The sequence below is a fragment of the Oceanobacillus zhaokaii genome, from assembly GCF_003352005.1.
Taxonomy (GTDB): Bacteria; Bacillota; Bacilli; order Bacillales; family Amphibacillaceae; genus Oceanobacillus; species Oceanobacillus zhaokaii.
In genome coordinates this window covers 1,310,657-1,332,736 of sequence record NZ_CP024848.1, presented here as the reverse complement: position 1 = coordinate 1,332,736, position 22,080 = coordinate 1,310,657, and the positions used below count along the sequence as shown (strand labels likewise).

Annotated in this window: 20 protein-coding genes, 1 riboswitch and 1 other annotated feature; of the genes, 3 read left to right on the top strand and 17 right to left on the bottom strand. The window is 37.3% G+C overall.

The window, feature by feature from the left end; all coding sequences use genetic code 11:
- Positions 1 to 319: 319 nt before the first annotated feature.
- The 7 genes from CUC15_RS06730 to CUC15_RS06700 all read right to left on the bottom strand — a co-directional run bounded on the left by CUC15_RS06730 (position 320) and on the right by CUC15_RS06700 (position 7,126).
- Positions 320 to 1,387 carry a hypothetical protein gene (locus CUC15_RS06730; protein ID WP_114915920.1) on the bottom strand — a complete coding sequence of 356 codons (1,068 nt, stop codon included), beginning with the start codon at positions 1,385 to 1,387 and terminating at the stop codon, positions 320 to 322.
- Between the two features lie 58 nt (positions 1,388 to 1,445).
- On the bottom strand, positions 1,446 to 2,849 hold the full coding sequence (locus CUC15_RS06725) for a sensor histidine kinase (protein ID WP_114915919.1): 1,404 nt from the start codon (positions 2,847 to 2,849) through the stop codon (positions 1,446 to 1,448).
- Positions 2,846 to 3,520, bottom strand: a complete 675-nt coding sequence (locus CUC15_RS06720; RefSeq protein WP_114915918.1) for a response regulator transcription factor — start codon at positions 3,518 to 3,520, stop codon at positions 2,846 to 2,848. The genes CUC15_RS06725 and CUC15_RS06720 overlap by 4 nt, the downstream gene beginning before the upstream one ends.
- A gap of 342 nt (positions 3,521 to 3,862) precedes the next feature.
- Complete coding sequence (locus CUC15_RS06715; RefSeq protein WP_205317668.1) at positions 3,863 to 4,522, bottom strand: DUF3995 domain-containing protein; 660 nt, start codon at positions 4,520 to 4,522, stop codon at positions 3,863 to 3,865.
- 327 nt (positions 4,523 to 4,849) lie between these two features.
- Positions 4,850 to 5,599 carry an amino acid ABC transporter ATP-binding protein gene (locus tag CUC15_RS06710; RefSeq protein WP_114918399.1) on the bottom strand — a complete coding sequence of 250 codons (750 nt, stop codon included), beginning with the start codon at positions 5,597 to 5,599 and terminating at the stop codon, positions 4,850 to 4,852.
- A 14-nt stretch (positions 5,600 to 5,613) separates the two neighbouring features.
- A complete protein-coding gene (locus tag CUC15_RS06705) occupies positions 5,614 to 6,318 on the bottom strand; it encodes an amino acid ABC transporter permease (protein ID WP_114915917.1) in 705 nt (234 codons plus the stop codon).
- Positions 6,302 to 7,126 (bottom strand): amino acid ABC transporter substrate-binding protein, encoded by an 825-nt coding sequence (locus CUC15_RS06700; RefSeq protein ID WP_114915916.1) that lies wholly within the window; start codon positions 7,124 to 7,126, stop codon positions 6,302 to 6,304. Before CUC15_RS06700 ends, CUC15_RS06705 begins: the two co-directional genes overlap by 17 nt.
- A 260-nt stretch (positions 7,127 to 7,386) precedes the next feature.
- Positions 7,387 to 7,487, top strand: a riboswitch (SAM riboswitch).
- A 197-nt stretch (positions 7,488 to 7,684) separates the two neighbouring features.
- Between CUC15_RS06700 and CUC15_RS06695 the strand changes: the two genes are divergently transcribed.
- The 3 genes from CUC15_RS06695 to CUC15_RS06685 all read left to right on the top strand — a co-directional run bounded on the left by CUC15_RS06695 (position 7,685) and on the right by CUC15_RS06685 (position 10,936).
- Positions 7,685 to 8,785, top strand: a complete 1,101-nt coding sequence (locus CUC15_RS06695; RefSeq protein WP_114915915.1) for a 5-methyltetrahydropteroyltriglutamate--homocysteine S-methyltransferase — start codon at positions 7,685 to 7,687, stop codon at positions 8,783 to 8,785.
- Positions 8,786 to 8,859: 74 nt separating this feature from the next.
- Entirely contained in the window at positions 8,860 to 9,963 is a 1,104-nt protein-coding gene (locus CUC15_RS06690) for a 5-methyltetrahydropteroyltriglutamate--homocysteine S-methyltransferase (protein ID WP_114915914.1), read from the top strand.
- A gap of 502 nt (positions 9,964 to 10,465) precedes the next feature.
- Positions 10,466 to 10,936: an S-ribosylhomocysteine lyase gene (locus CUC15_RS06685; protein WP_114915913.1), complete on the top strand. Its 471-nt coding sequence runs from the start codon at positions 10,466 to 10,468 to the stop codon at positions 10,934 to 10,936.
- 135 nt (positions 10,937 to 11,071) lie between these two features.
- On the opposite strand, the gene menC is transcribed toward CUC15_RS06685, so the two are convergent.
- The 10 genes from menC to CUC15_RS06635 form a co-directional block, all read right to left on the bottom strand.
- Positions 11,072 to 12,181 carry an o-succinylbenzoate synthase gene (menC, locus tag CUC15_RS06680; RefSeq protein ID WP_114918398.1) on the bottom strand — a complete coding sequence of 370 codons (1,110 nt, stop codon included), beginning with the start codon at positions 12,179 to 12,181 and terminating at the stop codon, positions 11,072 to 11,074.
- 18 nt (positions 12,182 to 12,199) lie between these two features.
- Complete coding sequence (locus CUC15_RS06675; protein ID WP_114915912.1) at positions 12,200 to 12,988, bottom strand: GNAT family N-acetyltransferase; 789 nt, start codon at positions 12,986 to 12,988, stop codon at positions 12,200 to 12,202.
- Positions 12,989 to 12,996: 8 nt separating this feature from the next.
- Positions 12,997 to 14,133 (bottom strand): M20 peptidase aminoacylase family protein, encoded by a 1,137-nt coding sequence (locus CUC15_RS06670; RefSeq protein WP_114915911.1) that lies wholly within the window; start codon positions 14,131 to 14,133, stop codon positions 12,997 to 12,999.
- 206 nt (positions 14,134 to 14,339) lie between these two features.
- The gene (locus CUC15_RS06665; RefSeq protein WP_114915910.1) at positions 14,340 to 14,606 is read right to left on the bottom strand and encodes a hypothetical protein; all 267 of its coding nucleotides are present in this window, start codon (positions 14,604 to 14,606) and stop codon (positions 14,340 to 14,342) included.
- 244 nt (positions 14,607 to 14,850) lie between these two features.
- Complete coding sequence (gene opuFB, locus CUC15_RS06660; protein ID WP_114915909.1) at positions 14,851 to 16,368, bottom strand: osmoprotectant update ABC transporter permease/substrate-binding subunit OpuFB; 1,518 nt, start codon at positions 16,366 to 16,368, stop codon at positions 14,851 to 14,853.
- Positions 16,361 to 17,329, bottom strand: a complete 969-nt coding sequence (locus CUC15_RS06655) for an ABC transporter ATP-binding protein (protein WP_114915908.1) — start codon at positions 17,327 to 17,329, stop codon at positions 16,361 to 16,363. The genes opuFB and CUC15_RS06655 overlap by 8 nt, the downstream gene beginning before the upstream one ends.
- Positions 17,330 to 17,522: 193 nt before the next feature.
- A complete protein-coding gene (locus CUC15_RS06650) occupies positions 17,523 to 18,176 on the bottom strand; it encodes a carboxymuconolactone decarboxylase family protein (protein ID WP_114915907.1) in 654 nt (217 codons plus the stop codon).
- A gap of 192 nt (positions 18,177 to 18,368) precedes the next feature.
- Positions 18,369 to 19,616: a glutamate-5-semialdehyde dehydrogenase gene (locus CUC15_RS06645; protein WP_114915906.1), complete on the bottom strand. Its 1,248-nt coding sequence runs from the start codon at positions 19,614 to 19,616 to the stop codon at positions 18,369 to 18,371.
- The gene (proB, locus tag CUC15_RS06640) at positions 19,613 to 20,734 is read right to left on the bottom strand and encodes a glutamate 5-kinase (protein ID WP_114915905.1); all 1,122 of its coding nucleotides are present in this window, start codon (positions 20,732 to 20,734) and stop codon (positions 19,613 to 19,615) included. The genes CUC15_RS06645 and proB overlap by 4 nt, the downstream gene beginning before the upstream one ends.
- Positions 20,735 to 20,821: 87 nt before the next feature.
- Positions 20,822 to 21,035 (bottom strand) — a binding site (T-box leader).
- 97 nt (positions 21,036 to 21,132) lie between these two features.
- Positions 21,133 to 22,074 carry a nucleoside hydrolase gene (locus CUC15_RS06635; RefSeq protein ID WP_114915904.1) on the bottom strand — a complete coding sequence of 314 codons (942 nt, stop codon included), beginning with the start codon at positions 22,072 to 22,074 and terminating at the stop codon, positions 21,133 to 21,135.
- Positions 22,075 to 22,080 lie beyond the last annotated feature (6 nt).

Genomic DNA, 22,080 nt, shown 5'->3' with positions numbered 1-22,080 from the left:
CTGTGACAACCTTAGTTACACTTATGTAGTAAGAAAGTGTATACTTTCTTACCTACCACGTAAAATGCTTTCATTATTGACGCAATTCTATTTAATATTTTAACTTTAGTTTTGGAGAATGCAAGATTTTACAACTATTTAGTGTAGTTTAACAAAAAGTGACATAATAAAACTGGGTGCCATTTTGTTTTATGGAGTTGCACTTATGCAGATAGAAAGTTTTAACCTTTCTATCTGCAATAAGCACTTCCTTTGTCTGAGAATCTAGCCACCCATATAGTTGCAGGAATTCCAAACTATTACATTCCCTTTGTCGTTACTAGTCATTTCTACCACAGTAATCACATTGCCCGCGCCGTCGGTAATAATAGGAAACCGTACTAAGTCCTAATGCTGCTCCCCAGGGCATCCAAGAAAGCGTCGGGCCGATTGTTCCGACAATTTCACTTAAAACCATTCCCTCAGCCGGAACAAGCTGGAGTGCTACCGCCAAAAAACCAAAAGCAAAAATAAAACCAGCAGATGTCAATGCAATCGCTACTATCGATGCAGGAATAACGGCCATCAGAACCGGCACTCTCTTGCCCCCAAAGAGAGGAAACCAATTAGGAAAGACTTCTCCCCATTTCTGAATTAATCCGAGAGTTAAAAGTCCGCCACCAATACATAATCCTCCAAAGACCCATTCCGTTAAAGTTGCCATTGGATTCACTTTTGCAAAATCCTCTAACATTTGTCGCTCAACACCTAGAGGTATCCCCAATGCCCAGGAAAATCTTGTTATCGCATATGGCAGTGGAGCAATAGCCGCGGTATAGGTTAGCCACTTCGCCCATTTTATTAAAACAAATGGTTTAGCCTTTTCTTTTCTTCCACAATCCCTGCAAGCATTACGCACTTTACGCTGGTAAGAAATAACGGCAAATACCCACAATAAACCGCCAATAAGACAAGCAACTTGATTCAAAATCTGCCAGCTATAGGGAAACTTAAGCAAGAAAGCATAAGCTATGGAAGCAATTAATCTGTAATCAGTGATAAACAGTAGTAAGAAAATCGCAAGGCCCCATGAAAATACGATGATGAGCCGAGGCGGTACCATTCTCCCCCACTGCTGATGCATTGCTAAACTAAAAAATATTCCCAGAATACAAAGCACACAAAAAACGGCGCTGCCTGCTTGAACTGGCAAATAGGTGAATAAAGCTGAAAAGACCCCAGTTCCCTCCTCCTGTATAAAGGGATATCCTTTCCCGCCCAGTAACCAGTAAATATTCATGCTTCCATAGATTACGGACCAAAATAAAATGGCATATCCAATCCAGGAATACCACTTAATTATGTGTTTCCCCCGTTTGTTTTCTAATTTTTGAGTACCTATCTCCATTTGAACACAATCCTTTCTAAATGTTATTAATAGAAAGGATATACTGCAAAGATGTTCATTAAGGTGACCTCAAGTTAAAGATTTGTTTAAGTTTCAAATCTTGGATTACTTTTTTACTGCCAACATAAATGCAGGTTCCCGCTGAAGATGTGGAAATGTCCCAATCTAATTTCATTTCCTTTATCATGAGAGAAACGATGGAGAGTCCAATTCCAACACCCTTATCCTCTGATTCATGTTCAAACCCTTCTCCCTTATCCTTTATAACAATGAAGGTGGATCCATGGCGTTCAATCGTTTTAATTCCAATATATCGTCCTGAACGAGCATGCCTAATGACATTTTGAATGAGGTTATCCAAAATACTTTTGAACCAAATAGGGTCTACTTTCCATATTAGTGACTTTTCCGCTAAATCAATATCTATTACAAACCGATGTTCCTCAAATATCGGATACCATTCCGCAATAACTTTCCGGACCTCATCTAATATATCCGTTTCTTTTATATTGATTGGATGTTTACCAGCCGAGAGTAATGTATAGGATAAAAGATTATTGATCATTTTATCCATATCCCCTAATTTGTTTTCAACAATTTGCAGTGATTCATTTCCCTTAGGGGATGCTGTGGCATTCTTTGCGGAATATACATGCTGTCTAATGACCGTTAAAGGTGTCCTTAAATCATGAGATATATTTGCGATCAGCTGCTTTCTAAGATTCTCTTCCTTTTGCTCTATCTCCCTGCTACTTTTCAATTGGCTGATCATCTCGTTAAAAGCACCTTCCAGCTTACCAATCTCATCCATTTTCTTAATCACTACCTCATCTGGAATCCCCTCATCGTCAGGGCGAGACATGGCTAACTCAAGCTTGATAAGCCGTTTACGTATGTTAATGAAGAATAACCAAGAAATTACGAGAAAAGATCCGCTTACGAATAGGAAGAATGCTATAAATAAATAGTCGATAGCTAAACTGCCAATATTTGTTTTAGATATAGCCATCTGGAGGACCATTATCCCCTGCTTCGGATCATTTCCTATTAATGCAGTAGTAGTATATATATCTTGGGGTTCTCTATCTTGCAAGAACGTATCCACATAGAATTTTCTTTCTTCCATAAATTCAAGTGAATCAGCAAACGTCCAGTTTTCTGGAATACCTGCAGGCCGATCCTCAATAAATTTCGACTCGCCTTGTCCATTTATCCAAAAAACCTCAGCACCGGGATACTTATTTTTTATCGATTGAAGACGATGAGCAATAACCTCTGGTTCTTGGCTATCTAATGCAGCAGCTGACTGTTTCCATAGCTCTTCCAATTCCTGCGTATCATACAATTTATTATTAAATAGAATATTTGAGGAATAGTAAACTGCTGGAATGAGAGGAATAAGTACGAGCGCAAATAGAATAAGCAACAAATATCTAGCCATTAGAGATTGTAGGATGTTCATGATTTCATCCTATAACCAATACCACGAATTGTTTCAATGATTTGGGGACGGCTTGGATCAATCTCAATCTTTTCACGTAAATGGCGAATGTGAACCATTAATGTTTTATCCCCTTCTATGTATGTGTCTTTCCACACTGCTTCGTATATTTGCTTTTTAGTTAATATCTGATCCAAATGGTCTGCCAAATACATAAATATATGAAATTGTTTCCCCGTTAACATGATATCTTCCTTGGAAATTGAATTGACGATGCGATTTGCCTTCTGATCAATTCGTAAATGCTTTACCTCGATCGTTTCTGAGGAAATAACACCCAACCGTCTTACTAGTACTTGAATACGAGCAACTAACTCATCGGGATGATACGGCTTTGTCATATAATCATCCGCGAAGGTGAGACCCTGCAACTTATCTTCCATAGAGGTTCTCGCTGACAGCATCATGATCGGTGTATTCGGAAACTTCTGCTTCAGACGCTGACCGACCGTATATCCATCTAAACCTGGCAGCATAATATCTAAAATAACAAGGTCCGTTTTTTCCATATATTTCATAGCATCATTTCCAGAAGGTAGCCAAATAACTTCATATCCAAGATCCGTTAGAAATCCGCTTACCCATGAACCGATTTCCTGGTCATCCTCAATATGCAGAATCGTTAACTTCATCAACAGGCCTCCTCATTCATACTGATTGGAAATTAAAAGAATCGGGCTTTTGAGGTTCTGCCCGATTTTTAATTACAACTCTTGAATTACTCGGCATTCTTTGATTTAAGGGTCTTAGAGTCAGTTGCAGTTATACCTAAGAAAATAAAAGGTATTCTAAATTAATGAATTTTCAATTAATTATATTATAAGAGACGTTACGGAAACCTGCAATTGCTTTGTCCATCCACTTCAAATTTTAAAGCTGATTTTATCAGTAAAGTTTAGAAAACTTGGTTGTCACCAAGACTTTCGGTGACGACCTTAGTTGCACTTATGTAGTAAGAAAGTTAATATACTTTCTTAACTACCAAAAATAATAGATGATGTAACAAGCGTGGATATGAGGAAAACAATAATCAAGTAAAGAACTGTACCCCACCTAAATGTAGATTGTCGAACTCCTGAGGCTTGTGCATAATGAGCCGCAGTTAAACCTGCCATAATACCCATAAAAATAAACCAAGGTTCGTAAAATAGTAAGTCCCATAAAGCAAGTTTCTGAACATCTACTTCTGCAAACGCAGGGAAATCGATTGTAATAACATCGCCTAACAGGAGCGCTTTTGTAATCATCCCACTCACTCCATGCGTAAGCAAAAAAGCTGTTGCAATGAGCGTAGGAACGAGTAAAATAAGTGGATGAATCTTTGTTCCACCAATCAACGGAATCTTTAGTGGAATAATTATGCTCCAAGGTTTTATAAGTGCAATCAACACAAAACCGCAAAACATAATAGCGAGACCTGCGATGTAACTTGCCATATTAAGTAGTGCGGGATCATCCATTTTAAATGGCATACCAATTGTTCCACCAGCGGCATGATAAAACCGTACGAAAACCGCATACATAAAAGCAAATAAACAGCCAATGTATGCAGGCCATACAGATGATTTTGTAAAGCGTTCAAAGAAATTCATTCTTTTAGTTGCTGATACTTTATTGATATTTTCCTTCTGCATAAATATTACCTCCAAATTTTTAATTATAGAGTTCAAATGACCACATTTTCATTCTATCTGCCGAAAGTTAAATGAAAGTGAGGTCATATTTAAATACTGTTTAAATTTTTATATCTGGAGGAATTTTTCGCCCCCATCATGTCAGAATATCTGGCATTCTCTATAGGTTTTGGCGAATTGCTTAGTTTCACTTATGCAGCAGAAATAATACAACAAAATGACACTTAAATAATTTCTAGATAGCAGCATCTGTAACGATGATTTTATATTTTCCGATACATTAAAAAACCAGTTCTCACTATAGTTGAGAACTGGATAAATAATAACTTATGCAGGATTCAATATCCGTTGCAGAAATTGCTGTGTACGCACTTCTTTCGGTGATTTAAGAACTTGTTCTGGAGATCCTTGTTCTACAATATAACCACCATCCATAAATAGAACCTCATCTGATACTTCCCCAGCAAATTGCAGTTCATGTGTAACGATAACCATAGTCCAGTTATCTCTTGCAAGATCCTTGATTACAGTTAGTACTTCGCCGATTAATTCCGGGTCTAACGCGGAAGTAGGTTCATCAAACAGCATCAGCTCTGGTTCCATAGCTAGTGCCCTTGCAATTCCAACACGTTGCTGCTGTCCACCAGATAACTGATGAGGATATAAATCCATTTTATCCTTCAGTCCAACTTTTTCTAATAATCCTTCCGCTAATTCCTTCACTTCTGCTTTTTTACGTTTCTGAACAATAAGCGGTCCTTCTGTCACGTTTTCAAACGCCGTCTTATGTGGAAAAAGATTATATGACTGAAATACCATTCCAGATTTTTGTCTTAGCTTTAATATCTCTTGTTTGCTAATTTTCTTTTCAAAATCAAGTGTCAATCCGTCATTAAATGTAAAGATTCCTTTATCTGGCTCTTCTAGAGAGTTCAAGCAACGAAGTAATGTTGTTTTACCTGAACCGGATGGGCCAATTATGGATAATACTTTTCCTTTTTCAATGTTAACGTCAATGTTCTTTAAAACTTCATTGGATCCGAAAGATTTAGCTAAACCTTTAATTGATAAAAACACCACTATTTCCCTCCTTATTTAGCAACATAACGGTCAAGTCGCCTTTCAATTACGGTTTGTACTAGTGATAGAATAAAACAAATTAGCCAATAAATAAGTGCAGCTTCTACATATAATAACAAAAAGTCATATGTTCTTGCAGCGATTTCCTGTGCCTTCCGGAATAACTCTGTTACTAGAATGAGCGATGCAAGTGAGGTATCTTTAACTAAGCTAATAAAGGAATTCGATAACGGTGGCACAGAAACCCTTGCTGCCTGTGGTAAAACAATTCTTCGTAGTGCCGTTGTTCTTGACATGCCAATCGTCATGGCTGCTTCCCATTGCCCTTTTGGTACAGATAGAATAGAAGCGCGGATTATTTCCGATGCATATGCACCGACATTTAGTGTAAAGGCAATAATCGCACTTGGAAATGGATCAATTGTTAAACCAATTGTTGGTAACCCGTAAAAAATGATAAATAATTGCACTAAAAGTGGTGTGCCACGAATTGCAGATACATAGACAACCGCTGGTGCATTCAATAGTTTTGATTTCGAAATGCGCATCATTGCTGTTAATAATGCTAATAGCAAACCTAGAACGAAAGAGATTAATGTAAGCGGAATAGTGTACTCGATCGCGCCTGTTATCATTGGTAAAAGGGAGTTAACGAATAACTCCCAGCCCTCTGTGTTTGCAGTGATTGTATATATCATATTACTTTGTAGATACATCTTCACCAAACCATTCTTCGGAGATTTGTGCTAATGTGCCGTCTTCCTTCATTGCTTCTAATTGCTCATTGATAGCGTCCACTAACTCTTCATTTCCTTTATTAAAGACAAATGCCATATCTGAAGTGTCTTCTGCCTCCGCCACGATCTTGATTTCCTCATCACCTGTTTGTTTTACGTAATCCAAGAGAGCAAGCTTGTCGTTTACTGTTACATCTGCACGTCCCTGTTTAATTAACTCAATTGCTTGTGCCAATCCTTCTACACCTACTAGAACTGCACCATTTTCTTCTGCAATCGCACCGTAATTACTTGTCAAAGATTGTGCCGAATTCTTCCCTTCCAAATCTTCAAAGGAAGTTATATCTGTATTATCCTTGGGTACCACAACAACCGCAGACGAGTGTGTATATGGAATTGAAAAATCATAATTTGCTAAACGTTCCTCATTAATCCCAACTTGATTTGCAATTAAGTCAAAACGCTCTGAGTTCAGCCCTGCAAACATAGAATCCCACTGTGTTTCTTGAAAATCTACTGTCACGCCCATACGTTTCGCTACTTCTTCGATTACTTCAACATCATAACCAGTCAATTCATCCTTCTCATTATGGAAGCTAAATGGTGCATATACACCCTCTGTTCCAACGGTGAGTACTCCTTTTTCCATGACTTGATCATATAAATTTGCTGAATCATCTGCAGCATTATCTGTATTGCTTTCTTCATTTTTTTCATTCGAACCACAAGCTGCTAATAATATTGTTAAAATCAACATCGTTAAACCTAACATTAATTTATTCTTCATTTTTTAACCTCCAAAAGTTTCTTAAGAAATTCAAGTATAACCAATTGACTAAAATATGTAAATTTCTCTGCTCATGGCATTGCAGTAAGATTGTTAATGATTAGTATTGACCTAAAGGAAGTCTTCATTCCGATACTTTCCTTTACCCTTACTACAGTAAAATTATCACATCTCCCTTAATTTTTAGAAAAATAACTATTTTCACTTGACATTACCGATGAATCACTGTAACCTATGGAATAACAATTAAATATTTAGTTTTCTTATCCAGAGAGATGGAGGGACTGGCCCTATGATATCTCGGCAACAGACTGTTTCAGTACTGTGCCAATTCCAGAAGCGTAATGCTTGAAGATAAGAAGAGAACCTAAACACGGCGTTTAAACCTCTTCTTATCTTCATAGAAGAGGTTTTTTTATTATATTTACGAACTTGGATCAAGTTTTAGCAAAGGACGGCGTGATTTGCAATATCATGCCAATAGCAGAAAAAGTATCTGGATTTCCAGATAGATCACTCGCAATATTACCATAAAATAAACCGAAAGAAGGGATTGTAATGACTAAGACATTGGTAAAAGCACCATTTAGAGCAGATCATGTTGGAAGCTTACTGCGACCAGAGAGTATTCATAAAGCTAGAGCAAAATTTAATGAAGGGAAAATTTCAGCAGAAGCATTGCGGGAAATTGAGACAGAGGAAATTAAGCGCATCGTTGATAAGCAAATAGAAATCGGCTTAGAGCTTGTCACGGATGGCGAGTTTAGACGTAGATTCTGGCACACTGATTTCTTGGAACATCTCAACGGCGTTGAAGGTTATGTGCCTGAACATGGCTTTAAATTTGTCGATGTAGAAACAGAGAAATATGACGTACGAAATATCGGGAAAATCTCATTCAATCCAGATCATCCTCACATTAAGGATTTCATCGAGTTTAAAGAAATCGTTGGGGATAGAGCTGTAGCTAAACAAACAATTCCAAGTCCAAATCAGTTATTTAATGCGGGAATTCGTAATGAAGCTATTTACCCTGACGTAGAAGAATATGCAAAGGATATCATTCAAACATATCGTGATGCAATTAATGCCTTCTACGATGCAGGCTGCCGTTATTTACAATTAGATGATGTATATATTGCTGGACTAAGCTCACCTGATATTCCTTTTAATGACAGCAACTTATCAAGAGAATATTTAATTGATTTAGCACTTCGAGTTATTAACGGTGTATTGGAAGATAAGCCTGAAGATTTAGTTGTAACGACCCATTTATGTCGTGGTAACTATCAATCTACCTGGGCATTTGAGGGTAGCTATGAGTTAATCGCTCCAACACTATTGGCGAAGGAAAAAGTCAATGGTTTCTTCTTGGAATACGATGACGAGCGTTCAGGTGATTTCAAGCCATTAGAACATGTACCAAATGACGGTGCTCGTGTTGTACTCGGTGTCGTTACTTCCAAAAATGGCGAGCTAGAAGATAAAGAAGCAATTAAAGCACGCATTAAAGATGCAGCACAACATGTACCACATGAACAACTATGCTTAAGCCCACAATGTGGATTTGCATCAACTCATCATGGCAATAAACTAACAGAAGAACAGCAATGGGATAAATTAAAATTTATTGTAGACCTTGCGAAAGAAGTTTGGTGATAATCCAATTTAATCCGTTTCAGGTAAAATCATTTGCAACCCAACATTAAAATTAATCGAAAGAAGGAATTAACATGACAAAAACATTAGTAAAAGCACCATTCAAAGCAGATCACGTAGGAAGCCTATTACGACCAGATAATCTACATAAGGCAAGAGCAGAATTTAAGGAAGGGAAAATTTCAGCAGAAGCATTACGTGAAGTTGAAACACAAGAAATTAAACGTATCGTTGATAAACAAATTGAAGTTGGTTTAGAACTTGTTACAGATGGTGAGTTTAGACGTTCTTGGTGGCATCTTGACTTTTTAGAGCATCTAAATGGAATTGAAGGCTATGTTCCAGAACTGGGCTATACATTTAGCGATGAAGTCGAAACAGAAAGATACCATGTCCGCAATACAGGTAAAATCTCGTTCAATTCGGATCACCCTTTTGTAAAAGATTTTATCGAGTTTAAAGAAATTGTCGGCGATCGTGCTATTGCAAAGCAAACAATACCGAGTCCGAATCAATTATTTGAACATACAATCCGGAACAAAGAGATTTATCCTGATATTGAAGAATATGCGAAAGACATCGTTCAAGCATATCGTGATGCTTTAAAAGCATTTTATGATGCAGGCTGCCGCTACTTGCAATTGGATGACGTATATATCGCAGGTCTATCTTCACCAGATTACGAATTAACAGACAGTGCTTATTCAAGAGAACAACTAATCGATCTTGCACTCCGTGTTATTAACGGCGTATTAGAAGATAAACCTGAGGATCTAATTGTAACGACCCACCTCTGTCGAGGAAACTATCAATCTGCTTGGGCCTTTGAAGGAAGCTATGAATTAATTGCGCCAACATTACTAGCAAAGGAAAAAGTCGACGGCTTCTTCCTGGAATATGATGACGAACGTTCAGGCGATTTCAAGCCATTAGAACATGTACCAAATGACGGTGCTCGTGTTGTACTCGGTGTCGTTACTTCCAAAAATGGCGAGCTAGAAGACAAAGAAGCAATTAAAGCACGCATTAAAGATGCAGCACAACATGTACCACATGAACAATTATGCTTAAGCCCACAATGCGGATTTGCATCGACCCACCATGGTAACAAGCTAACAGAAGAACAGCAATGGGAAAAATTAAAATATATTGTTGACCTTGCAAAGGAAGTTTGGTAATTACCGCTAAACCAAGTATACAGATTGAAGCTGATTTATCATGGTTTCAATCTGTTTTTTCTTTCTATTGCTTATTTCAGAAATTAGATAAACTGTTAACTAGGTTTAATCTTGATTGTATCTCCTTCAGTCGTTAGAAAATGCTTCTTCATTTTCGAGGAGTCCCTTGGAAGTAGTGAAGAAGTGAAGTAAACGCACCATCCTAGCGGAGAAAATACACGAAGACTCCTGCGGGAAGAAGAGCCTAGGTGAGACTTCGAAGGGCGACAGCACAAGAAGGCTCACCAGCTCCCCGCGGAAAGCGTAGTGTATTTTCGAACGACCGGCCAGAGAATCATTGATCATCTAATTTATTTCGCAGTTTGCAGTTTATATCAACTTCGACTAATCATTATTAATATGACAACCACTTTCACATATGAATCAGTATGTCATTACAGTTATAACGAAATATGTTACTATTATACTGAATAGAAAATAAGATTTTAGGGGTGGAATATTAATGGTAAATAAAATGAATGTAGAAAGTTTCAACCTTGATCATACAAAAGTTAAAGCACCATATATTCGCTTGGCAGGTGTAACAGAAGGTGCAAATGGCGATGTCATCCATAAATATGACCTTCGATTTAAGCAACCAAATAAAGAGCATATGGAAATGCCTGCACTTCATTCACTCGAGCACCTAATGGCTGAATTAATCCGCAATCATCATAATAGTATTGTAGATTTAAGTCCAATGGGATGCCAAACAGGATTCTACTTAACTGTTATTAATCACGATAATTATAATGAAATATTAGAGACAGTTGAGAAGACATTAGAGGATGTTTTAACTGCAACTGAAGTACCTGCTTGTAATGAAGTTCAATGCGGCTGGGCTGCAAGTCACAGCTTAGAGGGTGCGAAAGAACTCGCTCGTGAAATGCTTGCTAAAAAGGATGAATGGAAAGACGTTTTTGGCGAAAATTAAATTTCATGGAATAGATCGGGATGAATCACCCTCCCGATCTATTCTTTTTTTGGTAGGTAAGAAAGTAAAAATACTTTCTTAACGAATAAGCGCAACTAAGGATGTCACCTAAAAGCTTGGTGACACCTAAACTTTCTAAAATTGAAATACCTTCACCCATTCTGTAAACTCATCAAGTGCATTTTTATCTATCTCGTAACCAATACCTGGACTATCAGGAACATGAATCACACCATTTTCAGCAATTACCTCAGGCTGAATAATATCCTTCTCCCAATAATTCGATGAGCCTGCAGTATCACCAGGTAAAGTGAATTGTGATAAAGTCGTAAGCGCTATATTATGTGCACGGCCAACTCCAGATTCTAACATTCCGCCACACCAGACTGGGATATTATGTTCCAAACAGAAATCATGAATTTTCTTTGCCTCTGTAAGTCCACCAACTCGTCCTATTTTAATATTAATAATTTTACAGCTACCTAGCTCATAAGCTTTTCTTGTATCTCCAAGTGAATGAATACTTTCATCCAAACAAATCGGCGTATGTATAGTAGATTGAAGTTTTGCATGATCAACGATATCATCATGTGCTAATGGCTGCTCGATCATCATTAAATTAAAATCGTCTAACTTTTGCAGTTGCCAAATATCTTCCCTCGTATAAGCAGAATTTGCATCCGCCATAATCATCGTATCTGGAAAATGCGTTCGTACTTTCTGTAACACTTCAAAATCCCAGCCTGGCTTTATTTTTAGTTTGATTCGTTTATAGCCTGCTTCAACATTTTGAGAGATAATTTCGATTAACTCATTTACAGTTGACTGAATACCAATACTAATACCAACTTCAATTTGTCTTTTTTTCCCACCTAATGCTTCCGCTAAAGAAATATTTTTCTGTTTTGCATAAAGGTCCCAGATTGCTCCTTCAAGTGCTGCCTTTGCCATATTATTTCCTTTAATCGGTTTAAATAGCTTGGATACTTCATCGGGATGATGAAGTTTGTTTTCCTGTAATATTGGTATTAAAAAATCCTCCATCACATGCTGATTCGTTGCTACTGTTTCTTCTGTATACCATGGTGACGAAAAGGCAACAGATTCACCGTATCCATGGTTTCCATGTACATCAATTGCTTCCGTGATGAAGAATTCCTTCTTCTGAATTGTACCAAAGCTCGTTGAAAAGGGATGCTTTAAATTCATTCTTAGTTTTCTAAGCTTTAATTGCTTGATTGAAATTGCCAATCTAAGAACCTCCTATTTTTCTAAAACGTAGAAACTTTGCTTTTTTGCTTTATCTCGTATTATATCAACTGCTTTATAGCCATCTGCAAACAATGCCTCGAATATGGTTCTCGTTGCAAACCTCCATGTTTTGGCTAGCGCGATATTCTCACTTTTTAACGTTTGGAAATCCTCTGGAAAGGCCATATACCAAACTGTATTGCTTTGATTCTCCATACAATCGAAAACATCGGTGATTTGTGGTGAACCATCTTGTTTTTTTTCTAAAAGCACTTGCGATTGCTGAATAGATAAGTCCCTTACAATATTTCGTTGATTTATTTTCCACTTAATATGAATTCGGTCTGATGGCAATCCCTGATTCAACTCATCTTCCATCACACCATAATAATTTTCTTTATACAGAACCCCTTCTGCACCTAACTTATGTAAATTCAAGTATGCATTTACGCTTTCTAAGGGATCAAACGTCCAAGTGATTATTTCGTATCCAGCTTCCTTTGCTAAATCGGCCTGCATCTGCTTCATTCTCTCACCAAGACCGCCCTTTCGATAAGCTGGTAAAATACCTAACTCGTGTGAGCATAGGTAGGCGCTTTTTCCATCAAACCCAGCAAAACTGTATAGAAAACCGATCATCTTGTTTTGATCAAATGCTCCGAGAATAATTCCTCCATTATTCAAAACAGTATATGTTTGATGAACAGGAATAGAGTCTGCCTGCCAAACAGACTCTTCTACTTTTTGCATTTCTATTAGCTCATCCATTGTTTCAAGTGGACGAATTTCAATATTGTTCATACGCTTCCTTACTCCTTTTTTTCATAAGAAGCTGCTGTACTTACCATTGCGTTTGAAATAATCTCAATCGCTTTCGGAATGACATCATGATTAAATGTCATTTTTGGATGATGCAATCCTGGTGTAAGGTCACAGCCAATTGCTAGCATTGTAGCTTTTAAATTAGGACGTTTTATTGTATAAAAATGAAAATCATCCCCACCAGTTGTCTTAATAACGGGTGCTAGTTTTGCATCTCCAACGCTCATCTTGATTGCATCACCCATAAACCGAATCGCATCTTCATCAAGTACGGCTGCAGCAACATTTGATGATGTCTTTAACTCTATTTTAATTTGATGAAAAGTTGCAAGCATCATTGCGATCTGCTCAACCTTCTCCGTTAAATACTGCATTGCTTCATTTGTTTGTGCACGAACATCGATTGAAAAGGTCGCATTGCCTGGAATAATATTTGGGCTCTTGTCCCCCGCATGAAATGTTGTCATCTTTACAGAATGAGGGAACATTGGATTTATTTGTATGTTATTCAATGATTGTATAAATTCCGCTCCAACTTGAATAGCATTTACATTTAGATGTGGTCTTGCACCGTGTGCATCTTCCCCAATAATTGTTCCTTCTAAAAATTTAGCTGCACCATGCTGAATTGCTGGAGCAAATTGACCATTTTTTAATTCTTCGATTGGTCTTAAATGCATCCCGTACAGATAATCTACATCATCAACAACCCCATTTTCTACGAAAGTCAAAGCGCCAGTCCCTTTTTCTTCTGCAGGTTGAAAGATGAAACGAAACGTTCCTTTAATCGGCTGCTTACTTTCTAGCATCGTTAATAATGTACCAATCACGATAGTCATATGTGCATCATGTCCACATGAATGATTCGCTTGAAACGAAGCATCGACCTCCTGCCAAAGTGCATCTATATCTGCACGTAAAGCAATAACAGGCTTACCCGCACCGATATCTATTACTAATCCTGTAGAATTATCGAACGTTTTTATTTTACAATCTTTCTTGCTGAATAATGATTTGATATAAGAAGTTGTTTGCACCTCTTCCCAACTGATCTCAGGATTTTCATGTAAATGTTTAAATACAGTTTGTAAATAAGGTGTTAACTTGTATATTATGCCCTTCATTTAAAAACTTCCCTTCTTATGCAATCCTGGGCAAATGATAAAAACTAAATTATAACCAAACCTTTAATGAAAACTTACTTGCATTGAGTCACCATCTTATTGTTACCATCGCATTTTTTTAACATGTATATAATAGACTATGTATCATTCCAGTTTGAAGTGCTCTAACCCTTATAAAATCTGCGAAAAGCGATGCCTATTTATTATCAGTCTAAATTATAAATATATACAGCTAAAATAACAATGGATACAATTATAGTAATAATGTAGACCCATGCTAAGTTTGGCAGGTTTTTTTTCAATGACTTTGTCTCATATTCATGCGATCTTTTCAGTTCATTTTCTATTGTATCTCCTTCCATTTCATATTGCTTTAATTTATTTTCTTCCTTTTTTAAGATTAATAGGGTTGCAATTAATGCAATTACCAAGATTACTACTAATAAAATAATAATGCCTATCCAATTTATCATAATCACACTCCTCAGTGTTTACCTGTTCTGTTCCTTTATTATAGATGATTCTGACAATTTAATCAGCATCAAATTTTGCATTCAATACTCTATTGACATATTATTTATATCTTGATTTCCCGCTTCTGAATCATATCTCGCAATATTTAAATGTAAACCTAATAAAGAATGGTTGAACAAATAAGTCTATTAAACACAAACTTATTTGCCCAACCAGCGATATACCATCTTCTTTAGAATGAAATCAATCCAATAATCCTTCACCTCTTAGATATTCTGCAGCAACATCCTCTGCTCTCTCTCCTTCAACATTAACCTTGTAGTTCATTTCTCTCATTTCGTCATCTGTTATTTTTCCAGACAGTTTGTTTAAGGCATCTGCAATTTCAGGGTACTCTCGGGCGGTTTCTGTTCTTAATAATGGCGCCCCTTGATATGGCGGAAATAACCCTTGGTCATCCTCCAGTACCGTTAAATTAAATTCCCTTAGTTCACTGTCAGTTGAATACGCATCAACTAAATTTATTTCACCAGACTGAATTGCCGTATAGCGCAATTTTGGCTCCATTGTAATGACATTTGCAAATGCAATATCATATAAATTTTGAATCCCGATATATCCATCTTCACGGTCATTGAATTCTAATGTGAAACCTGCTTTAACTTCTTGCTCAATCGGTTTTAAATCCGAAATCGTTTCAACTTGATGACGCTCAGCGAATTCTTGTGATACTGCTAATGTGTACGTATTATTGAATTCCATAGGTTCTAGCAATGTCAGATCATAGGCTTCTTTTATCCCAGCTTTTGCTTGTTCATACACTTCTTCACGATCTGTACTAACAGCAGTTTCTTTCAAAAACTCTGAGATAATTGTTCCACTAAATTCTGGATAGATATCGATATCTCCCGAATTTAATGCATTAAAGACAAAAGAGGTCTTTCCAAAGCCTGGCTCTAGTTCAACATTCAACTCTGTTTCATCTTCTATTAATAATTTATACATATTTATCAAAATTTCTGGCTCTGCACCAAGCTTTCCAGCAATAACGATTGTATCTTCCTCTTCGTTCGTTATAAATGGTAAAAGAATAATAAAAATGGCTGCCAATGCAATAATACCTGTCGACATAACCATATTTCTAAACGATAATTGCTCCATTTTACGTAGGATAAAATCAAAGATAATCGCAAGTAATGCAGCTGGAATTGCTCCAAGTAAAATCAGAGATGTATCCAGTCTATCTATTCCCAGAAGAATAAGCTCCCCTAGTCCACCGCCACCAATAAGAGCAGCTAATGTCGCTGTACCAATAATTAAGACCATTGATGTTCTTATTCCTGCCATCATCACTGGTAATGCAAGTGGAAGCTCTACTTTTACTAACCTTTTCCTTCTATTCATCCCCATCGCTGTAGCTGCTTCAACTAAGGATTGGTCCACTTCCTTAATCCCTGTATATGTATTCCTTACAATCGGCAACAATGCATAAATCACAAGTGCAATAACTGCAGGTAACTTACCAATTCCTACCAACGGAATTAATAAACCAAGTAGCGCTAAAGAAGGTATCGTTTGCAGAACAGCTGTAATACCAATAATGTATTCTGCCAATTTCGGCTTTTTAGTTAAATAAATACCAAGTGGAATCGCAATGATAACTGCTAGAAACAGTGCAATAAATGAGATTTCAATATGTTCAAGCAGTGTAGCAGCTAGCTGTCCCTGTCTCTCCTGAAAAGTAGTTAGTAAATTATTCATGTGCCTGACCTCTTTCATTCAACTGATCAGATAAATATTGAATAAGAATTTCTCTATTTATCACCCCGATAATTTCACCATTTTTTTCGACTGGAAGTTGTTCCTCCGTTGCTAGTCGCTCAAGAATCGATTTAATTGTTGCGGTTTCAGGGATCGAATCTGCTAGATTTTCGATTTTGATATCATCGCCATATGGTTTAGCGATTTTTTCTAGTTTGACTCTTTCGTTATGGAGTTTCTTTCCTTCACCAACAAAATTTAATATAAAGTCATTTGCTGGCTGATCTAATAATTCTTCAGGTGTGCCAACCTGTTCCATCTTTCCATTTTTCATAACACAAATACGATCACCTAATTTCAACGCTTCTTTCATATCATGAGTAACAAACACGATTGTTTTATTAATCTTTCGTTGGAGCGCTAAAATATCGTCCTGTAGTTTCTCTCTTGTAATAGGGTCAAGCGCACTAAATGGTTCATCCATTAAGATTATTTCTGGGTCAGCTGCAAGTGCACGGATTACGCCAATTCTTTGCTGTTCCCCACCTGATAATTCTTTTGGCTTCCTTTTACGGTAAATACTAGGATCCAATCCTACCATATCTAAAAGCTCTGTAACACGATTTTTTATTCTTTCTTTATCCCACTTAATTAACTCCGGTACTACGGCGATATTTTCCTCAATTGTCATATGTGGGAAAAGCGCAATTTGCTGAAGGACGTAGCCAATATTCCAGCGCAATTCATTAATGTCGTAATCGCTAATTCGTTTATCTGCAATATAAATGGTTCCGTCAGTTAATGGTATTAATCGATTAATCATTTTGAGTGTTGTTGTTTTTCCTGATCCACTCGGACCAATAAGAACAAAGAATTCCCCCTTTTTAACTTCTAAATTAAGCGACTTTACTGCAAATGTATCATCCTGATATTGCTTTGCGACATCTTCAAATCGAATCATTGATTAACTCCCTCATTTAATTTCTATGTAATTGGCATGATGCTATGTAACTATTACCTTTGAACTCCACTTCTAAACTACATGTTTTATATTCGCCTAAAACAGATAAATCGACCTACCAAACAATTAAGTTAATAGGTCGATTTTCAATTATCATTTTATTACAAATGCTAATATTCCGGATCATTTTACTCTATTCATTATAGCTTTGGATCATGTTTGCCATATGAGCATAGGCTCCGCCAGCTTTTAGTACAGATGAAACTAATACCGCTTCTGCTATTTGCTCATTAGTTGCACCATTCTTTTCTGCATTTTTAGAATGCACATCGATGCAATATGGACATTGTGTCGCAACAGCTACTGCTACAGCAATGATTTCTTTGAATTGTGTAGTTAGTTTTCCTTCTTTTGTTGCTGCGGTATTAAAGGCAGAATACCCTTTAAAGCCATTTGGAGCGTACTTACTTAAATTACCGAGCTGTTTAAGGTTAGATCTTGCATAAAGTACGTCTGATGCATCTGCTTCTTTCGCATTATGAATATGTGTGCTATGTGTTACAACTCCACCAGCTTCAAGCGCAGCAACAACGAATACTGCTTCTGCTAATTCTCCTAGGCTTGCACCTGCTGCTTTCGCTTTCTTCGTGTGGGAATCAATGCAGTACGGGCATTCCGTAACATGTGCAATTGATACAGCGATAATTTCCTTCTCCTTCTTCGTCAACGCGCCCTCTTGGAATACTGCACTATCAAACTCAGAGAATGCTTTCATTTGCTCTGGAGCTAAATCTTTCACCATTTTTAAATGACTTGCATGGCCTTTTTCATAAAAATTGTTTGACATCTAAATACTCCCTTTCTATCGTTAGATTAACCTTTAAAAGTAAAAATATGTTTAATCCCATTAAGTATAGAGTCAACATAACATAAATTGAAAATGGAAAACAAATATAATGCACTACAATGAATGAAAATTCACACTTAAAATTAATAAGCAGATAAAGGAATAATCCCTTATCTGCTTATCGAGCTTGCCTTATCTTCTAACTTGCCCTGTTCCTTTAATGAAATACTTTGTCGAGGTTAATGCGTGCAGTCCCATCGGTCCTCTAGCATGGAGCTTTTGTGTGCTTATACCGATTTCTGCACCATAGCCAAATTCGAACCCATCAGTGAACCTAGTTGAAGCATTGTGATAAACCGCTGCTGCATCTACATTTTGCAAGAACATTGCTGCATGTCGATCATCATTCGTAATTATTGCTTCCGAATGCTTCGTGCCATATTTATTAATATGGAGAATAGCTGCTTCAACTGATTCTACAATTTTAATACTAACCGAAAGTCCAAGATATTCTGTATACCAGTCTTCCTCTGTTGCTAATTTTGAATCAGGGAATGCGTTGTGAATAGTCCCATCTCCATAAATTTCTACTTCATGCTCTCTGAGTGCTTTAAGTAATTCCATTCCATTTTGTTCAAACCAAACGGGATGGATTAATACCGTTTCAATCGCATTACAAACAGATGGACGCTGTAATTTTGCATTTAAGACTATTTTCTCTGCCATGGTTTGCTCTGCAGACTCATCAATAAAAATATGACAGTTTCCTGCACCTGTTTGAATAACAGGGACTGTTGCTTCACGAACAACCGTATCGATTAAATTCTTTCCGCCTCTAGGAATCAATACATCCAAATAGTCGTTTAACGTGAATAGCTCTTTTGCTGTCTCTCGATTTGTGTCTTCAATTAATTGAATAGCATCCGTAGTAACACTACTCTTCTCCAAAGCACGATGTATGGAAGAGATAAGCGCAATATTCGAGAATCGTGCAGATGAACTTCCCCTTAAAATCACCGCATTACCGGTTTTCAATGTAAGTGCGGCTGCATCGATTGTCACATTTGGCCTTGCTTCATAAATCATACCTACGACTCCAAGTGGCACCCGTTGCTTTTCAATATGAATGCCATTATCCTTTTCGATCTTTTCCAGAGTGTCACCAATCGGATCAACTAGCTTCGTTACTTGGTTAACTCCATCTGCCATTCCCTGGATTCTCTCTTCAGTTAGCATAATTCGATCAAGTACCGCATTTGAAAGTCCTCTTTCTTTTCCAGTCTCAATATCCTTATTGTTTTCTTCTAGAATAAATGCTTGATCGGCAACGATTTGTTCGGCAATCAATGCTAGTGCAGTGTTCTTTTCTTCCGTTGATAAGCCTGTCATTTGATAGCTTGCCATTTTTGCTGCTTTCCCTTTTTCTAATACCTCACTCATGTCAATTCCTCCTTCATTTCTCTTGATTCTACCCATGCATCTCGATGAATGACTTCGGTCGAAGGAATCGGTATTTCCAATGTTTCTACTCCCCGCGAGTCAATGTCTAGCTGCAAATCATTTGAAGAACACTTTACTTGCCCTTTACCTAAAAATCCCTTGGTACCGAATACCTCTACTACATCCCCTTTAGTAAAGGTACCTTTTACCTCTATTACACCGGCTGATAAAAGACTTTTCCCATTGAATAAAATTGCTTCCTCTGCACCATTATCGATATAAAGCTTGCCAACAGATTCTGAATGTAGTGCAATCCATTGTTTTCTCGTATTAATTGTTCCAAAGTTATGTTTCGCAATATACGTTCCATTCCCTTTACCATCGAGCACTTCAATTAATTTATCGTCGCCGGTTCCAGTCCCAATAAAAACAGGGACACCGAGGGATACAGCTGTTTTCGCTGCGAGAAGCTTCGACTTCATCCCACCTGTTCCAACCTTCGATCCAGTTGCATCTGTCACAGCTATCATTTCATCCGTTATCTCTTTTATATAATGTATTTTCTTCGCTTCGGGATTTGATTTTGGATTTCCATCGTAAATTCCATTTATATCTGTTAATATAATCAGCTGATTCGCATGAACAAAGCCACTAACTAGAGCAGAAAGCATATCATTATCGCCAAATGTCAATTCCTCTACTGAAACCGTATCATTTTCATTAATAATCGGTAATATCCCTCGTTCTAAAAGCTCGTTAATTGTTGCAAAGGCATTTTGATAACGTTCTTGATTAGAAAAGTCTGAACGGGTTAATAAAAGCTGGGCTGGTGTAATGTTAAAAGGACTGAATTTCTCGATATACGTTTGAATAAGAAGGCTTTGCCCTACTGCTGCTGCGGCTTGCTTTCCTTTAAGGGTAACTGGTCTGGAGGAATAACCGAGACGAGCAAATCCAGCCGCAACAGCTCCTGATGATACTAAGATGACTTCATGCTTTGCCATTCTTAATGCAGCAATTGCCTGAACATGATCCATCAATTTAGCTTGATCGATTTCACCCTTATCATTTGTTAATGAACTACTGCCAATTTTGACAACGATTCGTTCTTTTGCCATCCTCCGATACCCCCAAGTCTATACTTTGCTTACTACAAAAACAGCCAACGTAAAATAAATATACAAAAAAAGCCCATTCGTCCCTTATTAAAGGACGAAAGAGCTTTACTTCCGCGGTACCACCGTTATTGAATGTATGAAACATTCCACTTTACCCCGTAACGCTAGGGAGCGCCCATGTGTTGGCATGGGACTCTGAAGGTAGGTTCTGCAGCTTGTTTATGGCGGAATCTTTCAGCTTATAAATTCCACTCTCTGGTCAAAACAACTTCTGCATACTATTCCTCATCAACGTTCAGCTATAATTGATACTATTATCGCTAGAAGTTACTAGAATGTCAATAGGTTTTGTTCTTTTTTTCTGTTATGCTTGAGTTTTCAGATAGAATACAGTTTTACTACCCTTTTAATACCTGGAGCAATACTTCTTTAAAGCCCTCTCTATCCACCTTTTCACATACACGAACATTCGGAGACTTCCCACTGCGATTATTAATATCAACCATACTGTAACCCTTTGTCAGTTCCCCTTTTGTTTCAATATCTACATAATAATGATGAGAAGAGGTCATCAGTTTTTCGTTTGCAGCAATTGCAACTAATAATGTATCAGGATGTGTTGTGCCATTTATTTTATGGACTTCTTTGTTAAACTTCATAACGACACGATTAATATCAGTGAAAAATCCTGATCTCGAAGTTGCTAATTGTTCAATTTCCTTATGATCCTGATCCGTCATTATCGAATAATTAGTACACATATCCCAGCCAACCATTGTAATTGGGATTCCGGAGTGTAGCACAATCTTCGCGGCTTCTGGATCTACATAGAAATTATACTCTGCTGCTGCAGTAATATTCCCCAATGAATTATTTGTGCCGCCCATAACATAAATATGGGGAATATCCTTCGCAATTGTTGGATCCTTCTTGATTGCCATCGCGATATTTGTTAACGGCGCAATTGCAAGCAATGCTATCTCACCTGGGTTTGCCTTCACAGTTTCAATAATAAAGTCAATGGCATGCTTTTCCTTTGGACGCTGTTTTGCTTTTGGAAAGAAGGAATCACCCATCCCGTCACTTCCATGTACATCTTCTACAGTCAAATGGCCGCCCTCATTCCAATTCAGAACAGGTCCCTCGTATCCTTTATAAACAGGAACATCATAATCTGGATTGAACACTTCGATTGTATAGAGTGCATTTTCTACCTCTTGATTAAAATCAACATTTCCCCCTGTAATCGTTACCCCTTCAACTTTAAAATGGTGGAGTGCAGTTAACAGAGCGATTGTATCGTCCCCAGCTGTATCTGTATCAATAATTATTCGCTGCAATATTAA